This window comes from Bacillus rhizoplanae, from assembly GCF_917563915.1.
Classification (GTDB): Bacteria; Bacillota; Bacilli; order Bacillales; family Bacillaceae_G; genus Bacillus_A; species Bacillus_A rhizoplanae.
In genome coordinates, this window is the sequence record NZ_CAKJTI010000016.1 from 25,580 (window position 1) to 47,269 (window position 21,690).

General features: G+C 36.3%; 17 protein-coding genes and 1 riboswitch. Of the genes, 14 read left to right on the plus strand and 3 right to left on the minus strand.

The window, feature by feature from the left end; genetic code table 11:
• Positions 1 to 21 precede the first annotated feature (21 nt).
• From LRP84_RS14655 to hcp, 12 genes are all read left to right on the plus strand, one after another.
• A complete protein-coding gene (locus LRP84_RS14655; protein ID WP_230575761.1) occupies positions 22 to 558 on the plus strand; it encodes an NADPH-dependent FMN reductase in 537 nt (178 codons plus the stop codon).
• 1 nt (position 559) lies between these two features.
• Entirely contained in the window at positions 560 to 1,789 is a 1,230-nt protein-coding gene (locus LRP84_RS14660; protein ID WP_230575762.1) for an MFS transporter, read from the plus strand.
• Positions 1,790 to 2,433: 644 nt separating this feature from the next.
• A complete protein-coding gene (locus LRP84_RS14665; RefSeq protein WP_230575763.1) occupies positions 2,434 to 4,152 on the plus strand; it encodes an alpha-keto acid decarboxylase family protein in 1,719 nt (572 codons plus the stop codon).
• A 523-nt stretch (positions 4,153 to 4,675) separates the two neighbouring features.
• Positions 4,676 to 5,227 carry a YdcF family protein gene (locus tag LRP84_RS14670; RefSeq protein WP_230575764.1) on the plus strand — a complete coding sequence of 184 codons (552 nt, stop codon included), beginning with the start codon at positions 4,676 to 4,678 and terminating at the stop codon, positions 5,225 to 5,227.
• Between the two features lie 102 nt (positions 5,228 to 5,329).
• Positions 5,330 to 6,286 (plus strand): ABC transporter ATP-binding protein, encoded by a 957-nt coding sequence (locus LRP84_RS14675; protein ID WP_230575765.1) that lies wholly within the window; start codon positions 5,330 to 5,332, stop codon positions 6,284 to 6,286.
• 24 nt (positions 6,287 to 6,310) lie between these two features.
• On the plus strand, positions 6,311 to 7,801 hold the full coding sequence (locus tag LRP84_RS14680; RefSeq protein ID WP_437438788.1) for an ABC transporter permease/substrate-binding protein: 1,491 nt from the start codon (positions 6,311 to 6,313) through the stop codon (positions 7,799 to 7,801).
• Positions 7,802 to 8,041: 240 nt separating this feature from the next.
• The gene (locus LRP84_RS14685; protein WP_230575804.1) at positions 8,042 to 9,469 is read left to right on the plus strand and encodes a basic amino acid/polyamine antiporter; all 1,428 of its coding nucleotides are present in this window, start codon (positions 8,042 to 8,044) and stop codon (positions 9,467 to 9,469) included.
• 190 nt (positions 9,470 to 9,659) lie between these two features.
• Positions 9,660 to 9,920: a LemA domain protein gene (locus LRP84_RS14690; RefSeq protein WP_230575767.1), complete on the plus strand. Its 261-nt coding sequence runs from the start codon at positions 9,660 to 9,662 to the stop codon at positions 9,918 to 9,920.
• Positions 9,921 to 10,003: 83 nt separating this feature from the next.
• Positions 10,004 to 11,818, plus strand: a complete 1,815-nt coding sequence (locus LRP84_RS14695) for a DUF8727 domain-containing protein (protein ID WP_230575768.1) — start codon at positions 10,004 to 10,006, stop codon at positions 11,816 to 11,818.
• Positions 11,808 to 13,658, plus strand: coding sequence for a hypothetical protein (locus LRP84_RS14700; RefSeq protein WP_230575769.1), 1,851 nt, complete (start codon positions 11,808 to 11,810; stop codon positions 13,656 to 13,658). The genes LRP84_RS14695 and LRP84_RS14700 overlap by 11 nt, the downstream gene beginning before the upstream one ends.
• Before the next feature lie 293 nt (positions 13,659 to 13,951).
• A complete protein-coding gene (locus LRP84_RS14705) occupies positions 13,952 to 14,548 on the plus strand; it encodes a hypothetical protein (protein ID WP_230575770.1) in 597 nt (198 codons plus the stop codon).
• Positions 14,549 to 14,654: 106 nt separating this feature from the next.
• A complete protein-coding gene (gene hcp / locus LRP84_RS14710) occupies positions 14,655 to 15,941 on the plus strand; it encodes a hydroxylamine reductase (RefSeq protein WP_230575771.1) in 1,287 nt (428 codons plus the stop codon).
• Positions 15,942 to 15,990: 49 nt separating this feature from the next.
• Here the strand turns inward: hcp and LRP84_RS14715 are convergent, their stop codons facing one another.
• Positions 15,991 to 16,482: a chromosome segregation protein gene (locus LRP84_RS14715; RefSeq protein WP_230575772.1), complete on the minus strand. Its 492-nt coding sequence runs from the start codon at positions 16,480 to 16,482 to the stop codon at positions 15,991 to 15,993.
• Between the two features lie 359 nt (positions 16,483 to 16,841).
• Here LRP84_RS14715 and LRP84_RS14720 point away from each other — a divergent pair, with 359 nt between their 5' ends.
• Positions 16,842 to 18,197, plus strand: coding sequence for a hemolysin family protein (locus LRP84_RS14720; protein WP_230575773.1), 1,356 nt, complete (start codon positions 16,842 to 16,844; stop codon positions 18,195 to 18,197).
• Positions 18,198 to 18,655: 458 nt separating this feature from the next.
• On the opposite strand, the gene LRP84_RS14725 is transcribed toward LRP84_RS14720, so the two are convergent.
• The gene (locus LRP84_RS14725; protein WP_230575774.1) at positions 18,656 to 19,048 is read right to left on the minus strand and encodes a YueI family protein; all 393 of its coding nucleotides are present in this window, start codon (positions 19,046 to 19,048) and stop codon (positions 18,656 to 18,658) included.
• 176 nt (positions 19,049 to 19,224) lie between these two features.
• On the opposite strand from LRP84_RS14725, the gene LRP84_RS14730 reads away from it, so the two are divergent.
• Entirely contained in the window at positions 19,225 to 20,364 is a 1,140-nt protein-coding gene (locus tag LRP84_RS14730) for a BA2291 family sporulation histidine kinase (protein ID WP_230575775.1), read from the plus strand.
• Positions 20,365 to 20,466: 102 nt separating this feature from the next.
• On the opposite strand, the gene LRP84_RS14735 is transcribed toward LRP84_RS14730, so the two are convergent.
• Positions 20,467 to 21,231 carry a DUF4397 domain-containing protein gene (locus LRP84_RS14735; protein ID WP_230575776.1) on the minus strand — a complete coding sequence of 255 codons (765 nt, stop codon included), beginning with the start codon at positions 21,229 to 21,231 and terminating at the stop codon, positions 20,467 to 20,469.
• 349 nt (positions 21,232 to 21,580) lie between these two features.
• Positions 21,581 to 21,660, plus strand: a riboswitch (ZMP/ZTP riboswitch).
• Positions 21,661 to 21,690: the final 30 nt, after the last annotated feature.

Genomic DNA, 21,690 nt, shown 5'->3' on the forward strand with positions numbered 1-21,690 from the left:
AAACAAGGGAGAGAAATAATCATGAAACTAGTTGTAATTAACGGTACACCACGTAAATCTGGTAAAACTCGCGTCATTGCAAAGTATATTACGGAGGCTTATAAAGGAGAATTATATGATCTAGCTATTGAAGCACTCCCATTATATAACGGAGAAAATTCTCAATATGAATTACAAGCAGTAGCAAAATTAAAGAAACTTGTAAAAGAAGCAGATGGTGTTGTACTATGCACACCTGAGTATCATAATGCGATGAGTGGTGCATTGAAAAATGCATTTGATTTTCTTGGAAGCAGCGAGTTTATGCATAAGCCGGTTGGACTTCTTGCAGTTGCAGGCGGCGGTAAAGGAGGTATAAATGCATTAAATAGTATGCGTATTGTTGCAAGAGGGGTATATGCAAATGTCATTCCGAAACAAGTTGTCATTGATAGTCTTCACGTACAGAATGAAGAAATGGGTGAAGATGCGAAACCACTGATTGCAGATTTATTAAAAGAATTGAGAGGATACATGAGCATCTTTCCAGAACTGAAAAAACAGTTAGGAGCTGATTAATATGTCATCTCTTTACCGCGATTCTCGGTTGTACTATATTCTTGGAGCCAATTGCTTATCTGCGATTGGCTCCGGCATTACGATGATTACGATTTCGTGGCTACTTGTAACGTCACCAGGTGGAAATACCATGTTTGGCTATATTTCGATTATATCCACACTTGTTATGTTTTTGTGTACACCGTTTATTGGACATTGTATTGATCGTTTTTCTCGTAAAACGCTACTCTTAGTGAATGAAGCCATTGGAGCAATTGCTATCGGTATTATGGTATGTTGGGGATTTACCGGCCATTCTTATGAAACAATACATTATATTGTACTGTATATAACAGGTTCATTTTATTATTTAGTATTTTATCCGAACATTTTCGCCTTTAATCAAGAAGTGTTTGCACCGGAGCATTATAAATCATTAAGTGGGACGATGGAAATACAGGGCCAATTGACACAAGTTATCGCTGGTGCGGTTGCCAGTTTTATGATTACAATTGTTGCTGTGAAATGGATTTTATTAATCAATATGTTAGCGTATGTAGGCGCATTTGTATTATTATCATTTATTCCTTATACAAGACAGAGAACAGAAAGCGGAAAACAACCATTCACAAAACAAATTTTTGAAGGCGTTCATTTTATGAAGAAAAGAAAGAAATTATTTTGGTTTCTATTTGCGACATATATGCCGTTTATCGGTGTCATGATGACAAACTATTTAATGCCTGTGTACATTTCGGATGTATTAAAGGAAAGTGGATCTGTATACGGTACGGAAGGAATGATGTACGGTATCGGTGCAATGCTTGCAGGAATTGGCATTCCGATTCTTATGAAATATGTAAAAACGGAAGTGTCAATTGTATTAACAATGTTTATATATACAATTTCAATTACCGCAATGATTATAAAACCATCAGTCTTTTTACTATATGGCCTTGCTATTTTTATGGCGATTGGAAATGCCGGCACACGTGTTGCACGTAATGTGCTCATGATGGAACAAATTCCAAACGAAGTAATTGGCCGTGTGGACAGTCTATTTCGATTTGTTGGTACAGGTGTACGCGTCATTCTTCTTCTTGTCTTTACGACATTTGTGTCTCAAATTGGTGTTATGGTTCCGTTTTATGCACTGAGCATATTATTAATTGGCGCAGCGTGGATGGGATTTTTGTATGTGAAAATGCAGCGACAAGAACGAATTCATATTACCAATAAAACGGTTGTATAGTAGCAAATCTAATACACATCATATAGATGTAACATTCTAAAAAAAGGTGTGAAATGATATGGGAAAAACAAAAGCATTGGGTTCTGCTAAGCATAAAGGAAATCAAACGCAGGATCATACTTCTTCAAAGAAAGCACGCAATGCCCAAAATGCAGGGCAGCGTCAAGGTTAGAAACATAGCGAGGATTTAAAGACATATAAATATTAACAGTAAAGATAGTAAGGATTGATTATCCCTACTATCTTTTTTTATTGAATTATAAGGAGAATAACAAATGGATCAAGAATAAGATTATCGCTATTTTTGACCAAGGAGACAGGTGTTGTGAAGACCTATATAAAATGCCCTTTTACTTGGAAAGTTGGTGAAAAAATAAAAAGATATATTATTTCCTTCTTCAACTAACTGGCAGGATAATTGAAATGTTAAATACTTTCCTAAAACTAGATTTAATGCCTTTTTATATTATCATTTCGTCAACGCCTTACTTTACCATTACTTGAACAAAATAATTAAAGGATATAACACACAGAAGGTCGCTCATTGCTCCGCATGCCGGATAACCTGTTCAATGAAAGGGAACTATTAAAAGGGTACTATTACACAGAACAAGCTCAAGAAATGGATAAGGAGTGAGTGAGCGATGGATAACATGATGGCGGAGGGCGGCTCTGGCTCGCCCACCAGAACGGCTCAAAAAACAGTTGGCCAGTATTTGTTCGATTGCTTGAAGATGGAGGGCATTACTGAAATTTTTGGCGTCGCAGGGGACTATAATTTTACACTGCTTGATGCTCTGGAGCGGTATAACGGCATCCGGTTTATAAATGGAAGGAACGAGCTAAACTCGGGTTATGCTGCGGATGGCTACGCAAGAATCAAAGGCATGTCCGCTCTTATTACGACCTTCGGGGTCGGGGAGCTCAGCGCCTGCAATGCGATAGCGGGAGCCAACAGCGAGCATGTGCCAATAATTCACATTGTGGGTGCGCCTCCTGAGAAGGATCAAAAGGAGCACAAGTTGATGCACCACACCCTAATGGATGGGAATTTTGATGTCTTCCGCAAGGTGTATGAGCAGATTACGGTTTATACCGCGGTGCTTACGCCGGAAAACGCCAAGATTGAAATTCCGGCTGCGATTCGCATTGCTAAGGAAAAGAAAAAGCCGGTATACCTGGTTGTGGCTGATGATTTAGTGACCAAGCCGATCGCTGCCCGGGAAGCGCCGGTGCCGCCGTGTTCAATGTCCAACCTAAAAACCCTTCAGGCTGCGGCGAATCACGTCCGTCGGCTGCTAGAGCGTGCTCACAAGCCGGTTATCCTGGTGGATGTCAAAACAATGCGCTTTGACCTTCAGACAGCAGTTCGGCGGCTGGTCGACGCTATGAACGTGCCTGTTGTGACGATGATGTTTGGGAAGGGGGCATTCGACGAAACCCATCCAAATTATATCGGAATGTACCTAGGCTCTTTCGGAAGTTCTGAAGTTCAAAATACGGTGGAAAATGCAGACTGTATCATTGCGGTCGGCATGTTATGGGCGGACACTAACACCGCGAATTTTACCGCAAAGCTGAACCCCCTGATAACTGTCAATATTCAACCGGACATGGTCAAGGTCGCTGAGACGGAATATTCGAATGTTCTTGCAGCAGACATGCTGCTTGCAGTGCAGAAGGTGGGTTACAAAGGTCAAGGTTTGGCGGGAAATTTGTTATTCCCTTACGATCAAGTCACAGCTAATGCCGAAGAGCCTCTAATGGCGGCCGGCTATTATCCCCTTTTTCAGCGCATGCTGAAAGAAGGCGATATTGTGATCGCCGAGACAGGGACGTTCTACAATGGAATGGCTGAGGTGAGACTGCCGAGCAATGTAACATATATTGGGCAAGGAGGCTGGGGATCCATAGGTTATGCAACCCCCTCGGCGTTCGGTGCCATTATCGCCGCGCCGGAACGCCGGGTGTTGCTGTTTACAGGTGACGGTTCCTTGCAACTAACAGCCCAGGAGATCAGTTCCATGCTCTATTACGGCTGCAAGCCCATAATCTTCGTCTTGAACAACGATGGTTATACGATCGAGAAATATTTGAATGTCAAAACAGAGGATCAAAAGTACAACCAAATCCCTCGATGGTCTTACACCAAGCTGGCCGAAGTCTTTGGAGGCAACGCGTTTACCGTTACGGTCCAGACCTATGGAGAGCTTGATCAAGCTATAACCCAAGCTGAAAAGGAACGTGCCGAAAGACTCTGTATCATTGAAATGATCGCCGGGAATCCGATGGACGCACCCGAATATATGCGACAGATGCGCAGTTATATGGAGAGGCAGGAGAGGCAGCGCAGCCAGAAATAGGCTCGAATAACACGGGTGTTCCTGAAAGATGGATCTGATCTTTAAGGGGGACCCTTGAAAAATGGTTATGGAGAAAAATTAGCATTTTTAAGCCGCTCCCTTCTATTAGCTACCTAAACTTTGCTAAGTAATTCTTTCTGTTACTCCCAGATGGACAAAAAATACCATCATTTTGATGGTGTTTTTTAACTCATGTGAACATTATGGATTACCTGAAAAAATGGCGTTCCATGTGGGTAAGAGTTAATAAGAAGAACTTGGAAGTTTGCTTGTGAATTATTACACTTAAACTAACGGGTGCGATTCTTCAACAAGAAATACAGTTTATATATAAGAAAGCCTGTATCTATGATTACTTAGTAATCATAGATACAGGCTTTTAAATTCAATCTTTACAAGTCTTTATATATATTTAATATGATACCTCGCTATTTTTTGAAATCAAGTGTTTAGTACAGGATAAAGTACTTCTTCATAATCCTTTTCTTTTATATAATAAAAAAGAAAGGGAGAGAACTGCTATATGAATAAATGGTTATTATTATTGTTATTGCCGCCATTATATGTTGTTTATATAACATATCGCATTAAGAAAATTGCCAATGAAAAAGTAAGTCATACAGCACCGTACGTTTTAGTTTTAGGTGCAAAATTATTTGGAGATAAACCATCATTATCACTACAATATCGATTAGATGCAGCGCTAGGTTATTTACAGATGCATCCAAAAGTAAAAGTAGTTGTATCTGGTGGGCAAGGAGACGACGAGGATATTCCAGAAGCACTTAGTATGTGTCGTTATTTAATGGAAAACGGTATTGAAAAAGAACGGATTTTACTCGAAGATCGTTCTACAAGTACATATGAAAATATAAAGTTTTCTATTGATTTATATGATGTGAAGCATGCGGTTGTAGTAAGCAACACTTATCATTTATACCGAACAAAAATTATTGCAAATCGTTTAGGGATGAGGATGGAATCGCTTGCTGCACCAACGCCAAAGCGTTCAAAGAAAAAGGCATATATACGTGAATATGCTGCTATTATGAAAACAATTTTAGTGGATCATTAGAGCTCAAAATAGAGCTCTTTTTTATTTTAAAAACACAAATCATTTGAAAATAGCTCGAATTTCCGTGAGAATGGAAGAGAGAATGAAAAAGGAGTTGTGTATGTGATTCAATTTGAACGTGTTTCAAAAACATTTGATGATGGAACGAAAGCAGTAGACTCTCTACAGTTAGAGATTCGTAAAGGAGAATTTTTTGTTCTGATTGGCCCGAGTGGATGCGGGAAAACAACGACAATGAAAATGATTAATCGATTAATCGAAACAACAGAAGGCGCCATTTTTATTGATGGAAAGAACATTCGGGATTATAACATTCATGAATTACGATGGAACATTGGATATGTATTGCAACAAATTGCATTATTTCCGCATATGACAATTTCAGAAAATATTGCGGTTGTACCAGAAATGCGCAAATGGAGTAAATCGAAAATTCAAAAGCGTGTTGATGAATTATTAGAAATGGTTGGTTTAGATCCTAATATATATAGGGGACGTATGCCAGATGAATTATCCGGCGGTCAAAAGCAGCGTGTTGGTGTTGTGCGGGCACTTGCTGCTAATCCGAAAATTGTTTTAATGGATGAGCCATTTAGTGCACTTGACCCTTTAAGTCGTGAGCAGCTGCAACGTGATTTAGTAGCCTTGCAAAGAAAGATTCAAAAAACAATTGTCTTCGTAACACATGATATGCAAGAAGCGTTATCGCTTGGTGATCGCATTTGTATAATGAAAGATGGAAGAGTTGTCCAACTTGATACGCCAGAAGTGATTTTACAAAATCCCGCAAATGCATTTGTAGAAGAATTTATTGGGAAGCCGCGATTATCAACTTGGTATGATAATAGAAAAGTAGAGGATATAGTATCTATATTAGCGCAAGAAGGGGAACGGGTTGATGGTATCCCACTTTCGACTGAAGTTGCCCTGCAAGATGCTTTACTTCGTTTAGAACATGAAAAAGAAATACCAATCGAACAAAACGGTACATATATTGGTACATTAACAAGTCAACATATCGTTCAATACATAACACATCAAATGAAAGAAAGGGGATAGAAAGTGTCAGCATTATTACAAACGATGCAAGAGCGTAAACAAGAACTGTTAAGTGCTCTTTTGGAACATTTGCAAATTTCGTTGATTGCTTTATTTTTCGCAGTTCTTATCGCGGTTCCGCTTGGAATTTTGTTAACAAGACGAGAACGCATTGCCGAATGGGTTATTGGTACTTCTGCTGTGATGCAAACCATTCCTTCCTTAGCGCTTCTTGGGTTATTAATTCCATTAGTTGGTATCGGAAAGGTTCCAGCTATAATCGCTCTTGTTATTTATGCGCTGCTTCCTATATTAAGAAATACATATACAGGTATTCGCAAACTAGATCCATCTCTAATTGAGGCAGCAAGAGCGATGGGGATGAACGGTTGGAGACGATTATGGAAAGTAGAAATACCACTTGCCTGGCCCTTTATTATGGCGGGAATTCGGACAGCAATGGTACTAATTGTTGGTACGGCGACATTAGCTGCTTTAATTGGAGGCGGAGGATTAGGAAAGTTTATCTTACTTGGAATTGATCGAAATGATTACGCTCTTATTTTGTTAGGTGCTATTCCAGCTGCACTATTAGCATTGTTCTTTGATGGAGTACTACGCATAATCGAGCATGTAAGATTTTCACCAAGGCGAACAGTGATTACAATAGTTGCTGTAGCCGTAATCACAATTGCACCTTTTCTTTGGAGTACACAGAAGAAAGATATCACAATTGCTGGTAAGATTGGCTCAGAACCGGAAATTTTAATTCAGATGTATAAACAATTAATTGAGCAGGATACCGATTTAAAAGTAGAAACAAGACCAGGTTTTGGAAAAACATCTTTTGTATTCGAAGCATTAAAATCCGGAGAAATTGATATTTATCCGGAATTTACAGGAACAGCATTATCAACTTTCGTAAAAGAAGAACCAAAAAGTACAGATCGTCAAGAAGTATATGAGCAGGCGCGAAATGGCCTGGAGCAGAAATATAATATGAAGCTGTTAAAACCAATGAAATATAACAATACATACGCATTAGCGGTACCAAAACAAATAGCGGAGCAGTATAACATAAAGACTATTTCTGATTTGAAAAACGTCTCTTCTCAAATGAAAGCTGGATTTACACTTGAATTTGCAGATAGAGAAGACGGATATAAAGGAATACAAAAGCTATATAATATACAGTTTCCGAATTTAAAAACAATGGAACCGAAGCTACGTTATAGTGCGGTTCAATCTGGTGATGTAAATGTCATTGATGCTTATTCAACAGACAGTGAATTACAGCAATATGGTCTACAAGTACTAGAAGATGATAAAGGGTTATTTCCGCCCTATCAAGGAGCACCATTATTACGCGAAGAAACGTTAAAGAAATATCCAGAGATTGAAAAATCACTAAACAAACTTGCTGGGAAAATTACTGATGAAGAAATGCGTAAAATGAATTATGAAGTGAATGTAGAAGGGAAAGCAGCAGAGAACGTAGCACATGAATTTTTACAAAAAGAAGGCCTGTTGAAATAGACATAATTTACAAATATAACCTTAAAAAAGTCGTTTATACAAAAATAAACGACTTTTTTTGTGCATACTTATACTTTTTTTCGAAAAAGTATTCCATTTTTGCTCGTTTTCTTTTAGAATAAGTAATGTTTTTCTGAAAGAATATAAAATGAAACGGTTCGTCATTTTCAGGGTACGTATTTGATATATAAATGACTCATAATATGAATGCCTGGTAGAGCAGAATGAACGCATCAAGAAATTGCAGACGGGGTGATACCAATAGAAAAGAAATTAGGATTTTTTCCATTAATCGCACTTGTAATAGGAACAATGGTTGGAGGAGGGGTATTTAGTTTACCGCACGATTTAGCAGTAGGAGCAAACAGCGGTGCTACCTTAATTGGTTGGTGTATTACAGCACTAGGAATGATTCCACTTGCCCTCGTATATCAATCTTTGGCATATCGAAAGCCCGAACTTGAGGGCGGTATTTATAGTTATGCACGCGCTGGCTTTGGAGAGTATATCGGATTTAACAGTGCATGGGGATATTGGATCGCTGGAATATTAGGTAACGTTGCAACAATTATGTTGTTATTTAACTCATTAGCATATTTTTTCCCAATTTTTAAAGGCGGCAATAATGTCCCGGCAATCATCGGTGCATCACTCGTATTGTGGACGCTTCATTTTCTTATTTTACTTGGAATTCGTGAAGCCTCTATTATGAATTTTATTGCGACAATTGGTAAGCTTGTTCCAATTGTATTGTTTATTGTAATTATGATTACGGCGTTTAGTTGGGATACATTTACGCATGACTTTTGGGGGAAAGGTACAGTCTCATTATCTTCTGTACTTGGACAAGTGAAGAACACGATGCTCGTTACGCTTTGGGTATTTGTTGGCGTAGAGGGGGCAGTTGTTTTATCTGGACGAGCAAAACGTAGCCGTGATGTTGGTAAAGCAACTGTATTTGGTTTACTGCTAGTAATGGGTATTTATATTTTAATTTCTGTTTTATCGCTAGGGGCGATGCCGCGAGAAGAATTAGCAGCACTTGAAACGCCGTCAATGGGACATGTACTAGAACATGTCGTTGGTTCATGGGGAGCGTTTGTTATTAACATAGGATTAATTGCTTCTCTTATTGGTACTTTAATTGGTTGGTTTTTACTCGTTTCGGAAATTTCTCATGTGGCTGGAAAAGACGGTGTGTTTCCAAAGGTATTTACAAAAACGAATAAAAATCATACACCGCATATGGCATTATGGATTTCAAACTGTGTTGCTCAAGCAATATTTATTATTGTGTTATTTTCAGCATCCACATATCAGATTATGTATTTTATCGCATCGACATCGATTTTACTTCCATATGTATTTTCAGCACTGTATCAATTGAAATTAGTGATTACAAAAGCATATGAAGGAAACAGATTGAAAGATGGGATACTTGCTTCTATGGCAGCAGTATATGGTTTCTGGCTCGTGTATGCAGCTGGATTGAAAAACCTATTACTTGTTTCTTTAGTATATGGTATTGGACTTATTGTGTATGTCGCTGCAAGAAAAGAACAAGGAAATCGCTGCTTTACCCGTGCCGAACAATATGTGATGATTGTCATTTTACTTGCAGCGTGTGCGTCTATTTATATGTTAGCTACTGGAAAGATTGGAATGTAAACATATCAATCCAAAAAAGGATTTATGCTAAAGTGTGAGCATAAATCCTTTTTTATTGGTAAATATGGTTTATTTAATAGCAACTTGTTTCGTTTACGTGGATTCTTATGTATCATTTTTATAGAAATAGCAGGGATTTTTAGTAATTGGCAGAATAGTTAGTTTATAAGGTGTGTAGGAGGGGATTGTTATGGAAGAGACGGAAAAATTTGTGCGAATTGTAGAGTTAGCAAAAGATGTTCGAAAATTATTAGTGCAAGAATCGTTCTTTAATCAACATCCCGAACTACGCGGAGCGGTAGAGAATTTAGCGTGTTCTGTAGAAGTTTTAGCCAATATGCATATACACAGAGATGAGAATGCAGAAGACACATTACGTTATGTACTAGCAAAAATGAGGATTGCTCATAATGCAATTTTTCAAGAAAAACAAGGTTTTCATTTAACCTGACGATAAGCGTCAGGTTTTTTGTTTCTAGTTTGCTTTTATTGTTCATACAATGATAAAAGCATCGAAAAAAGAAGGTGAGCGAGATGAAACTAGAGAAAGCTCTTCATCCAAGCTTTGTAAAAAGATTGCAGCATATGCGTTTTGTTGGAAAATTTGTAGAAGAGCAAAAGGATAAGAAAGGCTCGTTTTTTGTCGTTTGTCTTTCACCAATTCCAAATATAATTGAAGCTGCTTTTGGAGAACGTTCTTATATATTTGAGGGTTTATATAAAAATAAACAAAATGAAAAGTTTTTTGCAAGTATAAAAGGAGGAAAAAGAGAAAAACAATTGTTGTTATTTCGTCTTTCTTATACAGGAGGCGCTTTATATGTGGAATTAATACGTGCTGAAGAACGGGAAATAGCAAATTCCTATAAAATGATTCCTTCTCCTAAATTATCAGCTCCAAAGGCGAGAGAAGCATTTGAAAGAAAACTTGGAAAAGGATATGTTTCATTTTTGATACCAAAATTTTCGCATGATTTTGGTACGCCAGAGTTGTTATGGTATGAAGGGCGGATATATGGGAATATATTTTTGAAGCCTTCGATTAGTGCCATTACGTATCGGGAGCAGAGGGGGGATGTTCGTTACCTTGATGTAGACGATTGGGTGCAATATGCCGAGATGAATGTCGAGAATAGCTTGTTTTTTGTTCGTACAGAAGTGTATGAACAGCTAGAAAAGCAAGTAAAAGAGAGTGGAAAACAAATTGAAATTATCGATACAGGTAAACAAGAGAAAGGAAACGAATGGAATGAACGTGAACATTCTTTTTTACAATATGTAAAGCAAATTATCGCAGAAAAAGAATTATATATTGATGAGAGCGATATTTACAATTTTCATGTTTGTGTAAAGACAAATCTATTAACAATAGTAGGTGGTATGCCTGGTATTGGAAAATCACAATTTGTGCAAACCTATGCGGAAGCACTCGGATTAACGTTTGGGAAAAATTTTATTTGGATTCCGGTGTCACCATCCTATCAAGAACCTCATGATGTACTAGGCTATCTACATTCAAATGGAACGTACATGGAAAGTGAAACAAAACTTGTACGAACACTTTTGGAAGCAGCTGAAAACCAAAATCAATTATATATGATTGTATTTGATGAAATGAATATGTCGTATATTGAGCATTGGTTTACTCCTTTTTTATCTCTCCTGCAGTTAGATCGGAAAAATCGTATTTTATCTTTGTATGCAGCTTGTAATGCAAAAGAACAGGATATACCATCACAAATTGAAATTGGTGATAATATCATTTTTATTGGTACAGTTAATTTTGATGAAACAACAAAGGAGCTATCTGACCGCTTATTAGATCGTGTAAATGTTGTATTACTTCAAAAAATTCCATTTTGTGAGATGAGCATGGTGGAGGAAAAAATGCTACATCTTCCGTTTGCATTTTCTGTTTCTGCATTAGAATTTCGAATGAACTGGGTTTATCGCAAGACAATGCTTGATGTATTTACAGATGAAGAATTAGAGTTATTAGATAAAATGCATCAACTGTTATTTCATCATGATACTTCAAAAGGAATTTCTTTTCGCGTTGCTTCAGCAATTGCATCTTATTTGAATAATATTCCATGTGATGAAGGCCGATCTTTGTTAATAAGCCGTGAAGAAGCATTTGACCTTCAAATAAAACAACGTATTTTAACGAAGTTACGTGGTACAGAAGCGACAATTGGTGCATTGCTTCGTGAAGATGGAAAAAAAGAGATGTCTCTTGTACAATTGCTGCAATCAGCACTTGCAAATCGTGTATCAACTTTTGAACATTCTCTAATGTATATGAAGCAGAAACGGCGGGAATTGGAGCTGTACGGATATGTTAAATGAAAGTGCGTGTGAAACAGAAATTATAGAGACAGGGGAGAGGCTTCCTTTTGTGCTGAAAATAATAGTAGGGGCAGAAGAGAAGGGTGAGCATATTGTATTGAATAAACTTTGTATTTCACCACTTACAATTTCTTCGTGTGTGTACAAAATTCAAGAATTAAAACCGCTCCGGCTACATATACAATCACAAAAGTCAATAAAGATTACGTTTATTTGGAATAAAGTATATGAAGGGCAAAAGCAACATATGGAATGGAAATATGAACTTAATGAACGACAACGCACTGTTTTACTGTATGAGCATGGTAAAACAGACTATTTATATCCATGGCGCTGTGGTGTATATCATTTTGAAGTGCAGGTTGGAGAAGAATTGTTTTACGGAGCTTTTCAAATTGTTCCGAAAAACTTTTTTGATGATCAGCTAGAGTTAATTCAGCAATATGTAAAGTCTGTGCTAGGTGGAATTATTTTAGATCGTGGGTATTATAAAAAGACGTTTGTTACGTTTACAGATATTGAAGATTATTCATATATGCGCATGCTCCGTGCACTGCCGCAAAAAATGAAAAAAGTAAAGCAGCTATATTATGAAGTGCAGAAAAAAACAAATTTTGAACAAGAGTATATATGGGAGATGAGAGAGAGGAAACCAACAAGAAAAAGCATCATTACACATGAGAAAAAGCCGTATGCAAAATGGTATAATCGCTGCTTTAGGGAGCAAAAGCATTGTAAAGAAAATGGCTATGTGAAATATAAAACGAATCAATTTTATAATAAGTTATTAGAAATTGATTCATTTTTACGCGAAACCATTCAGAAACTAGAGAGTGCACAACAAACGCGGAGAGAAGAGAAAAAAGCAGTGCATACTATTTTACAAACGATTGAACGAAATGGATCTGTGACCGAACGAGACAAACAAAAATATCGTAACATCCATTTGTTAAAAGACACTGACCTACGCAAAATGGCAATGAAAATCCAAGAATATAAAGTACTCTATACAATTTTGCAAAGTACACTCACATATTTTTCATATCTTCTATATACACCATTTTGGAGAGGGATTCGGGAAGAAGTTACACTTACAACACATTCGCTGCCTCCTCTATATCATCAATTATTACAGCAGCTTGAATTTTCACCGCATCGCAATGAATTAGAACCATCGTTTTTATTTGTTTATAAGCCGACATTTTTAATTTATGAGTACTATGCGTATTTCACTGTTATTGCAATTTTACAAGAGATTGGTTTTGTTGATTACCTGTCAATTGCAGAGCAAATTCAATCTTATTTTTATTTAGACGGTTTACAAGATGGAACAACAATTGTGTTAGACAATAAAGATTTGCAGCTACATGTGGCTTTTAATGATTTAATTGAAACACATCCGCTTATTGCGCTTAGTAAAAATAGTCATTTTTATAATGGAGAAGACACAAAAAAGCCGGATATCCGTATTGATTGTTATAAAAGAGGAGAAACTGCTTATGAATATCAATCATCTATTATTGTTGAAGTGAAATATAGTCCGATGTATAACATTTTTCAACCAGTTGGAAATACGAAAGCAACCGAACAGATGTACAAATATTGGTCAATTAAATATGTAGAAGAGCAGAATGGAAAACGATTATTTCATCGCCGTGCGATTTATGAAGTCATATGTGTATATCCAGGAAGCAATATGCATGCGAAAAAAATTGAAGCAGGTTGTGGTGTATTTTTACAATTGTATCCGTATAAAACGAAAAAGGGAGAAGAGAGGCTAGTAGGGAAAAAAGAACTATTAAATATTTTTCAGCATTGGTTAGCGGAGATAAGAGAATAAAGTGAAACTTTTATTAGTAGGGGACCTTATCTCCACTTATTTTTTGCTTCCTCTGAATATTGAGGTGAGGATGTCATTCCCGGTCTGTAACATGTTTCCTTTTTTGTAAATATTGTCAATTTTTTGTAAATTTTTTATATAAATGTAAAAGTAATACAGGAATGATGATTCATATATGGAAACTATAAAGAAAGAAAGAAATAGTTTTTCTTGCATAGCATGTTTCCTTTTTATATGATATATGGTGAAAGCGCTAACAAAAAAGTAAAGGGTGATGAGAAAGGCGGGGGAGTATGTTCCAACGTGTTCAAACAAAGGAAGAACATTTTTGGTTCGAGCAATTATGGGGAGATTTTTGTGAAGAACGAAATTTAATGTTTGTAGAACGAAATTTAACACCTTCAAGATTTTTATTGGTAGAAGAAAATCATTATATCGGAACTGTTGAATGTATAAATTATACAGTACCTGAGCAATCAAATTCTGAGTTTTTTTACCCGTTTTCTAAAAATAAATATATAAAAGATTTAAAAAACGTGTACGAAATTGGGAAATTAAGTATTGCAAAAACATCTCGCGGTCGTGGACAATTTAAACAACTTGCGACGATTTTATTTATACATGCATTAGAAGTAAAAGCAGAGTGGTATATTGCGGTTGTAACAAAGCGTATGTATATGTACTTACGTTCATTAGGATTTCCAATCGAGCCAATTGATGATTCGTTTGCTGTTAATGATAAACTGCAAGGTGTACCGGTTCGCATTCATGTTATGAAAGGATTAACCCATATGTACTCTTTAAAAGAGTTTCGTGATGTGATTCAAGGAAATGCACATGCACAAGTTTTAATCAAAGAGAACAGTAAAAAAATTATGTTAACAAGATGAAGATTGTCACAAAATTGCATCATTCCATGTGATTATCATCACATCTTCCAATAGCGATGTGTATTACGCTTACATTGTAAAGATTGCTAGAGAGGGGATGGGAATGATGTTTTGTCATCAATGTGAACAAACGCCTACCGGTGGATGTAAAGTGATTGGAGTTTGTGGTAAAGACGAAACAATTGCAAGCTTGCAAGATATTATCGTCTTTGCTTTAAAAGGAATTGCCGCATATCGCACTCATGCAGCGCAACTAGGATACACAGATCCGTTTGTAGATGCAGTAACACATGAAGCGTTATACATGACGTTAACAAATTCAAACTTTAATGAACAAGAACATTTAGATATGGCAATGAAAGTCGGAAAAGCTGCTATTCGCATGATGGAACTACTTGATAAGGCACATACTGAACATTTTGGAGTGCCAGAACCAGTACAAATTACACAAAATCGTGCCTATGGAAAAGCGATTGTTGTTACAGGGCATAATTTATTTGCACTAGAAGAGTTATTAAAGCAAACAGAAGGAAAAGGTATCAATATTTATACACATTCTGAAATGCTGCCAGCACACGGTTATCCGCAGTTGAAAAAATATGCACATTTAAAGGGGAACATCGGAAAGGCTTGGTACGATCAGCGTCGCTTATTCGAAAAATTTTCAGGAGCTATATTAGCAACGACAAATTGTGTGATGCCGATTAAGGGCACATATGCAGATCGCTTCTTTTCCTATGACGTTGCAGGCTTAGAAGGGGTACGTAAAATTGAAAATGATGATTTTACACCGCTTATTGAAACGACATTGAAACTTCCAGATGCACAAATGGAATCAGAAGAACAATTAGTAACAGGATTTCATCATGAGACGGTATTATCGCTCGCACCAGAAATTATTGATGCTGTGAAAGCTGGTAAAATTCAACGTTTCTTTGTAATTGCTGGCTGTGATGCACCGGGGAAAGGTGGAGAATATTATCGTGAATTAGCAACATCATTACCAGCAGATACAGTTATTTTAACGACATCTTGTGGGAAATTTCGCTTTAATGACGTAGATTATGGCGTTGTACCAGAAACGAATATACCGCGTTATATTGATCTAGGACAATGTAATAATTCGATTTCAACAGTGAAAATTGCAGTAGCTTTAGCAGAAGCGTTCCAATGTGAAGTGAATGAGCTACCAGTCAGCATTGTATTGTCTTGGTTTGAGCAAAAGGCTGTAGCGATTTTACTTGGGTTATTTAGCCTTGGTATTCAAGATATTCGTATTGGTCCGAAAGCGCCGGAATTTATGACACCAGGTGTACTGCAAGTGTTGCAAGAGGCATTTCGCTTAAAACTAATTACAACAGCAGAAGAAGATATGAAAGCTATGTTATCATAATAAAAAAGACGATGTTTATAGAGAACATCGTCTTTTTTATTATGATATATTAAAATCCAAAAATACTTAAAAGCATTTTACGACGCTTCGGCTTTTCTTCCTGTTTTGATGCTGCTACTTCTGGCGTAATATAAATTGATTCTTTTTGCTTAAGTGTCATTTCTAATTGCTCAATTTTTGCGTGCATTTCTTCCATTTCATTACGGTGTTGTAACAATTGATAATTCACCACATCATCTGCTTTTTCTTGTAATTTTTCTTCTAGCCGATCTAAGCGCAAGGAAATGTCTTTTAATTGCGTTATAAATTGTTGCATTTCATTGGATGGTGCTGCTTCAGCAGCATGATAGGAAGATGGTTCATGTTCTTGGTTTGGTACAGAGCGTTGAAATTCAAGCATTTGTTGTAAATCTTGTTCGTAAAAAACATAGTGTCCAAATTTATTCTTTTTTAATTCTAATCCGATTTGCTGTGCAAGACGGATGACAGCTTTTGGACTAGTACCTAATTTTTTGGCAATCATCGGCGTTTTATATTCCACAATAATCCCTCCCAAATCTTGTTGTTAGAAGGTTTCGTGATAGTTTGTTCGTTCCCTGCATGCTTGACAAAAGAAGTGAGAAATCGGCAAAGAAAGTGCTTTTTCACAAAAATAAAATTTTAAGAAAGAAAACATCTCGAAAATGAACAAAAGTTGTCTAATTTCAGTTGTTTCTCTTATTTGACGGAGAGTATAAGTTTCGTTATCATAAACGTAAATATCTTTATTATGTATGCATATAATGTATAAAAGGAGATTGCTAGTGTAGAAACTTGTAAGATTGTTAGAGAAGTCCTTTCTTTAGAATAAAACTATTAGGAGGTGGCTTCCTTACTTACAAAGTGAGTAAGGAAACGTATTTGGACATATTTAGTATAAGTATGGTGATTGTTTTAATTGCCTTAACTGCTTTCTTCGTTGCGTCTGAATTTGCAATTGTCAAAGTTAGGAGCTCACGCATCGATTATTTAATTGCAGAAGGAAATAAACGTGCAACTGCTGCGAAAACAGTCATTACAAACTTAGACGAGTATTTATCAGCGTGTCAGTTGGGAATTACAGTGACAGCACTTGGCCTTGGATGGCTAGGAGAACCGACGGTTAAACGTATGCTTGATCCGATTTTTGCAAGATTGGAAGTGCCTCCCTCGTTGGAATCCGTCTTATCTGTTTTTCTAGCTTTGATGTTTATTACTTTTTTTCACGTCGTAGTAGGTGAGTTAGCTCCAAAAACATTGGCAATTCAAAAGGCGGAAGGGATTAGTTTGGCAGTTGCAAGACCGCTTATCTTTTTCTACCGATTGGCGTATCCATTTATTTGGACATTAAATGGTTCAGCACGTATTGTTACGAGAATGTTTGGGCTAAAACCAATGCATAAATATGAGGTAGCACACTCTGAAGAAGAGTTACGTATGCTTGTATCAGAGAGTTATAAAAATGGTGAAATTAATCAATCAGAATATAAATATGTAAATAAGATTTTCGAATTTGATGATCGACTTGCGAAAGAAATTATGGTTCCACGTACAGAAATGGTAATTTTAGAAAAAGAGCAATCTGTTAAGGAAGCAATGAAATTGATGTCAAATGAGAAGTATACAAGATATCCTATCATTGACGGCGATAAAGATCATGTTATTGGTTTTGTGAATTTTAAAGATATTTTTACAGATTTTGTGAAACGTGATGGTACAAATAAAGAAACTGTTGCACAGTATGCTCGTCCGATTATTCAAATTATTGAATCAATTGCTATTCATGATTTGTTTGTGAAAATGCAGCGTGAACGCACACATATGGCAATTTTAGTGGATGAATACGGCGGAACTTCTGGACTTGTAACAGTTGAAGATATATTAGAAGAAATCGTTGGTGATATACAAGATGAATTTGATACGGATGAAAAGCCGGAGATTCAGCGCATTAGCGAAACGAAAACAATTTTAGAAGGAAAAGTGCTTGTTAGTGAAGTCAATGCATTATTAGGGCTTACAATTGACGATGGAGACGTCGATACAATTGGCGGTTGGATTTTAACAGAACATCTTGAAATTAAACAAGGTGATATTGTCGACATTGAAAATTATAAGTTTCGTATTGTTGAATTAGATGGTCATTACATTAAACAAATCGAAGTGACGAAGCAAATTGCGCGGCAGCATGTAGAAGTAACAGAGCAACATGTTTCACTCCAAGAACAAGTAAGTTCATAACCTTGCCTGTATGGTGAGGTTTTTTGTAATTTTATCCCTTCACACCCTTCTTCAAGCGCGTGAAGGGCAGAGCACAGCGGTAAGGAGGGGAGGGGGCTCTCTTGCTGCTCCTTTTTCTGTCTGCTTGTACAGGGGCAAAGATTGGTCATCTATGGATACTTCGGATTGACGGTATAGAGAACGTCTCTTGTTGAACGGAGGAGGTTCTGGCACCTGTTGTCTAGGAGCAAGAGGTACTGGAATCCCACATTTCAAGTGGCGTTAGCCGATAAGTGGGGATAGTTCAATTATGGTAAAGAGAATTGTAAAGTATTTTATCCTGCTATTCATGGGCAGTAAGACCCCCGCCTCAAGATTCAAAGAGAAACGAGAAAGATAGTTGTGGGCGCTGAAAAAACACACTGATGAAAGTTTCGCTTTATAAAAATGCACCCGACTTCTAGTCAGGTGCATTTTTGTTAGTTCATCTCTTGCTTATAAATTTCATCTTCTACATAAATATGCTCTTTCTCAACTGCTGTATCATGCGCGAGTACAAGGCCAATTGGTGTGTTTGTATCTTTATTTTGTACAATTGTAAACGGTACTTGTTTTTCATTTGCTAATTTAATGTATTTAGATAAATGTGGGTAAGCGATGCTACCGTTCACATACAATGTTAACCCTTGAGAAGAACCCATGCTTTCTTTTACTGCTGTATATACGTTTGTTTGCATGACTTGCCCAATCGTTAACGCAATTTCCACACGCTCACGCAATGTGCTTAAAAACATGTTGCGTTCTTCAGGTTTGTTTTGTTTTTGTCCATGAATGCCTTCTTGAAGATAATCTTCCACATTTTTATTTCCCATTTTTTTCACACCTTTCCTATTTCTATTGTACGAAAGAAATGAAAAGGATGCAAAAAAATAATTTCACGTACTGAATTTTTAAATTTTATCAACATGAAATAACAAAATGTGACATTACTCTCTTAACGAAATTTGTTTTTTGTGTTAATATTCAAAATATATAGGGTATTTTTCGTATGGAGATGGAGGGAAGGGAGGTTTTTCCAATCGATAAGGATATTAGTAAAATATTTTGTACGTACTTAAAAAAGAATAGTCAACAATTCGTAGAGAACTGGAAAACCAAAATTATTATTTCAGAAAATGATCCGTTTAAAAAAGAAATTATTGAAAATGGAGAAAATTTACTAACATTAATGATGGAACTCATTATGCAAGAGAAAGAAATTGAACATATTAGACTGTTATGTGAGAAAATCGCCATTGAGCGTGCGGGGGCAGATGCAAATATTGGAGATTTTGTCTATAATGCGAATGTAGGACGGAATGAATTGTTTGAGGCAATGTGTGAATTAGATGTGAGTGCTCGTGAATTGAAACCAATCATGGGGAAAATACATACTTGTTTTGACCGTCTAATCTATTATACAGTTTTGAAATACTCAGAAATTATATCGAAAAATTTGGAAGAAAAGCAACAATTCATTAACGAAACACATAAAGAGAGATTGACAATTTTAGGACAAATGTCAGCAAGTTTCGTTCATGAGTTTCGCAATCCGCTAACTTCTATTATGGGGTTTGTGAAACTGTTACAAACAGATCAACCGCATCTTCCATATTTAGATATTATTTCGCATGAGCTTGACCAACTAAATTTTAGAATTTCTCAATTTTTACTTGTTTCCAAAAAAGAAATTTGGAATGAAGCAGAGCGGTTTTGGCTGAATGATTTATTTCATGATATTATCCAGTTCTTATATCCGAGCTTAGTGAATGCAAATGTTTCTATTGAGAAAAATCTTCCGTATCCAATACCATTTATCGGGTATCGAAGTGAAGTTAGGCAAGTGCTTTTAAATATTTTAATGAACTCCATTGACGCTTTTGAAGGAATGGAAGAAAGTAAGAGAATTGTTATTGGTGTGTGTGAAGATGAAGAACTAATACATATTTTTATTAAAAATAATGGACCGATGATTCCGCCAAAAAATATTGAAACAATATTTGAACCATTTGTAACGACAAAAAAGTTAGGAACTGGAATTGGCTTATTTGTTTGTAAGCAAATTGTGGAAAAACATAAAGGGTCTATTACATGTAAGTCAACAGATGAATGGACAGAATTTCATATTTCTTTTGAAAAATCGATATAAAGTGAAACTTCCATCAGTGGGGGGATTCATCCCCCGCTGATGGAAAGCCCGTTAATGCGGGATAAAAAGAAAAGTCTACACAGCGATAGCAGTGTAGACTTTTTAATTTGTTAAAAATACTGTTTCTAACTTTGGTAATTTATTTGCATAACCAAGTGCAACAATTGTATAAATTTTATTTCCCTCAATTTTTACTTCGGGAATTGTTAATACAACGTTTTTTGTTCCCGCAACTGATACTTCTATATCTGCTACGCCAGGACTTACTTGCAAGAAATCTGTTGCCTGTTTAAATGCAGCCTTTTCGAACAGTTTTTCTCCATCTTTTAAAGCTACATCTACTTCGGGGGTATCAGGAGATAAATGGACGAATCGTATTTTTGCTTGACCGTATGGTAGAGGCGTATTATCAATAAGAGGTAATAGTTGAAGTTTATCAACATTACCAGCTACCGCAAGGGTATATACATGATTTCCCATTACAGGAACGAGAGCTGAAAAGATTGGAGTTTCATCACCGGCAGGTACGATATCAATGCGGTATTGTCCTTGTGTGAGTGAAAGGTATGGACTATGTTGCTTATACGAAATGTTTTTCACCACTTTTTGTCCATTTATGACAATATCAACAGTGTGTGCATCAGGAGAAGCGTGCAAGATTCGAACGTGAGATGGTAATGATTGTTCGCTTGAATGTGGTAGTGATATCCGGCTTTGCTCGTAAGCCTGTACAAATTGTTTCATAGCGTTATAGTGTTTCAAATATAATTCCATATATTTTTGTGGATTTATATATTTGTAATAACAGGCAAGTTGCTCATACATTGCAGCTTGCTGCGCATACTTTTCTACTTCAGATGGATTCATTTATTTTACCTCCTCTAGTATCATCATTACAACTATATGCATGTACAAATGTCATAAGTACTTGATAACTGTTGATTATTTCTTTGAAGAGAGAAAAAAGTTTTGTCTCAAATGATTTTTTATGGTAAAGTTAACGAATATTTTTGTGCAAAATTAGCATTTATAAACATTAACTTTTTAGAAATAAATGATTTATGAATGCTTTAACTGCGTTTTTTTATATTTTGAAAAGATAAGATAATAAATTGTTATTATCAAAAAATAATTACATGTTGTTTTTGGGTTATATAAAATGTATTAAAGCTATTGTTAATTTTCTAATAGTATTGTATATTAAAAAAAGAATTTAATTCCCATATGTAACTGGCGCAACATGGATTACCATGAGGGAGCATATGGATTTATGAGCCGCGCGCCTGGGCAAGCACTTGATATTTTTATCAAGTGCTTTTTATTTTT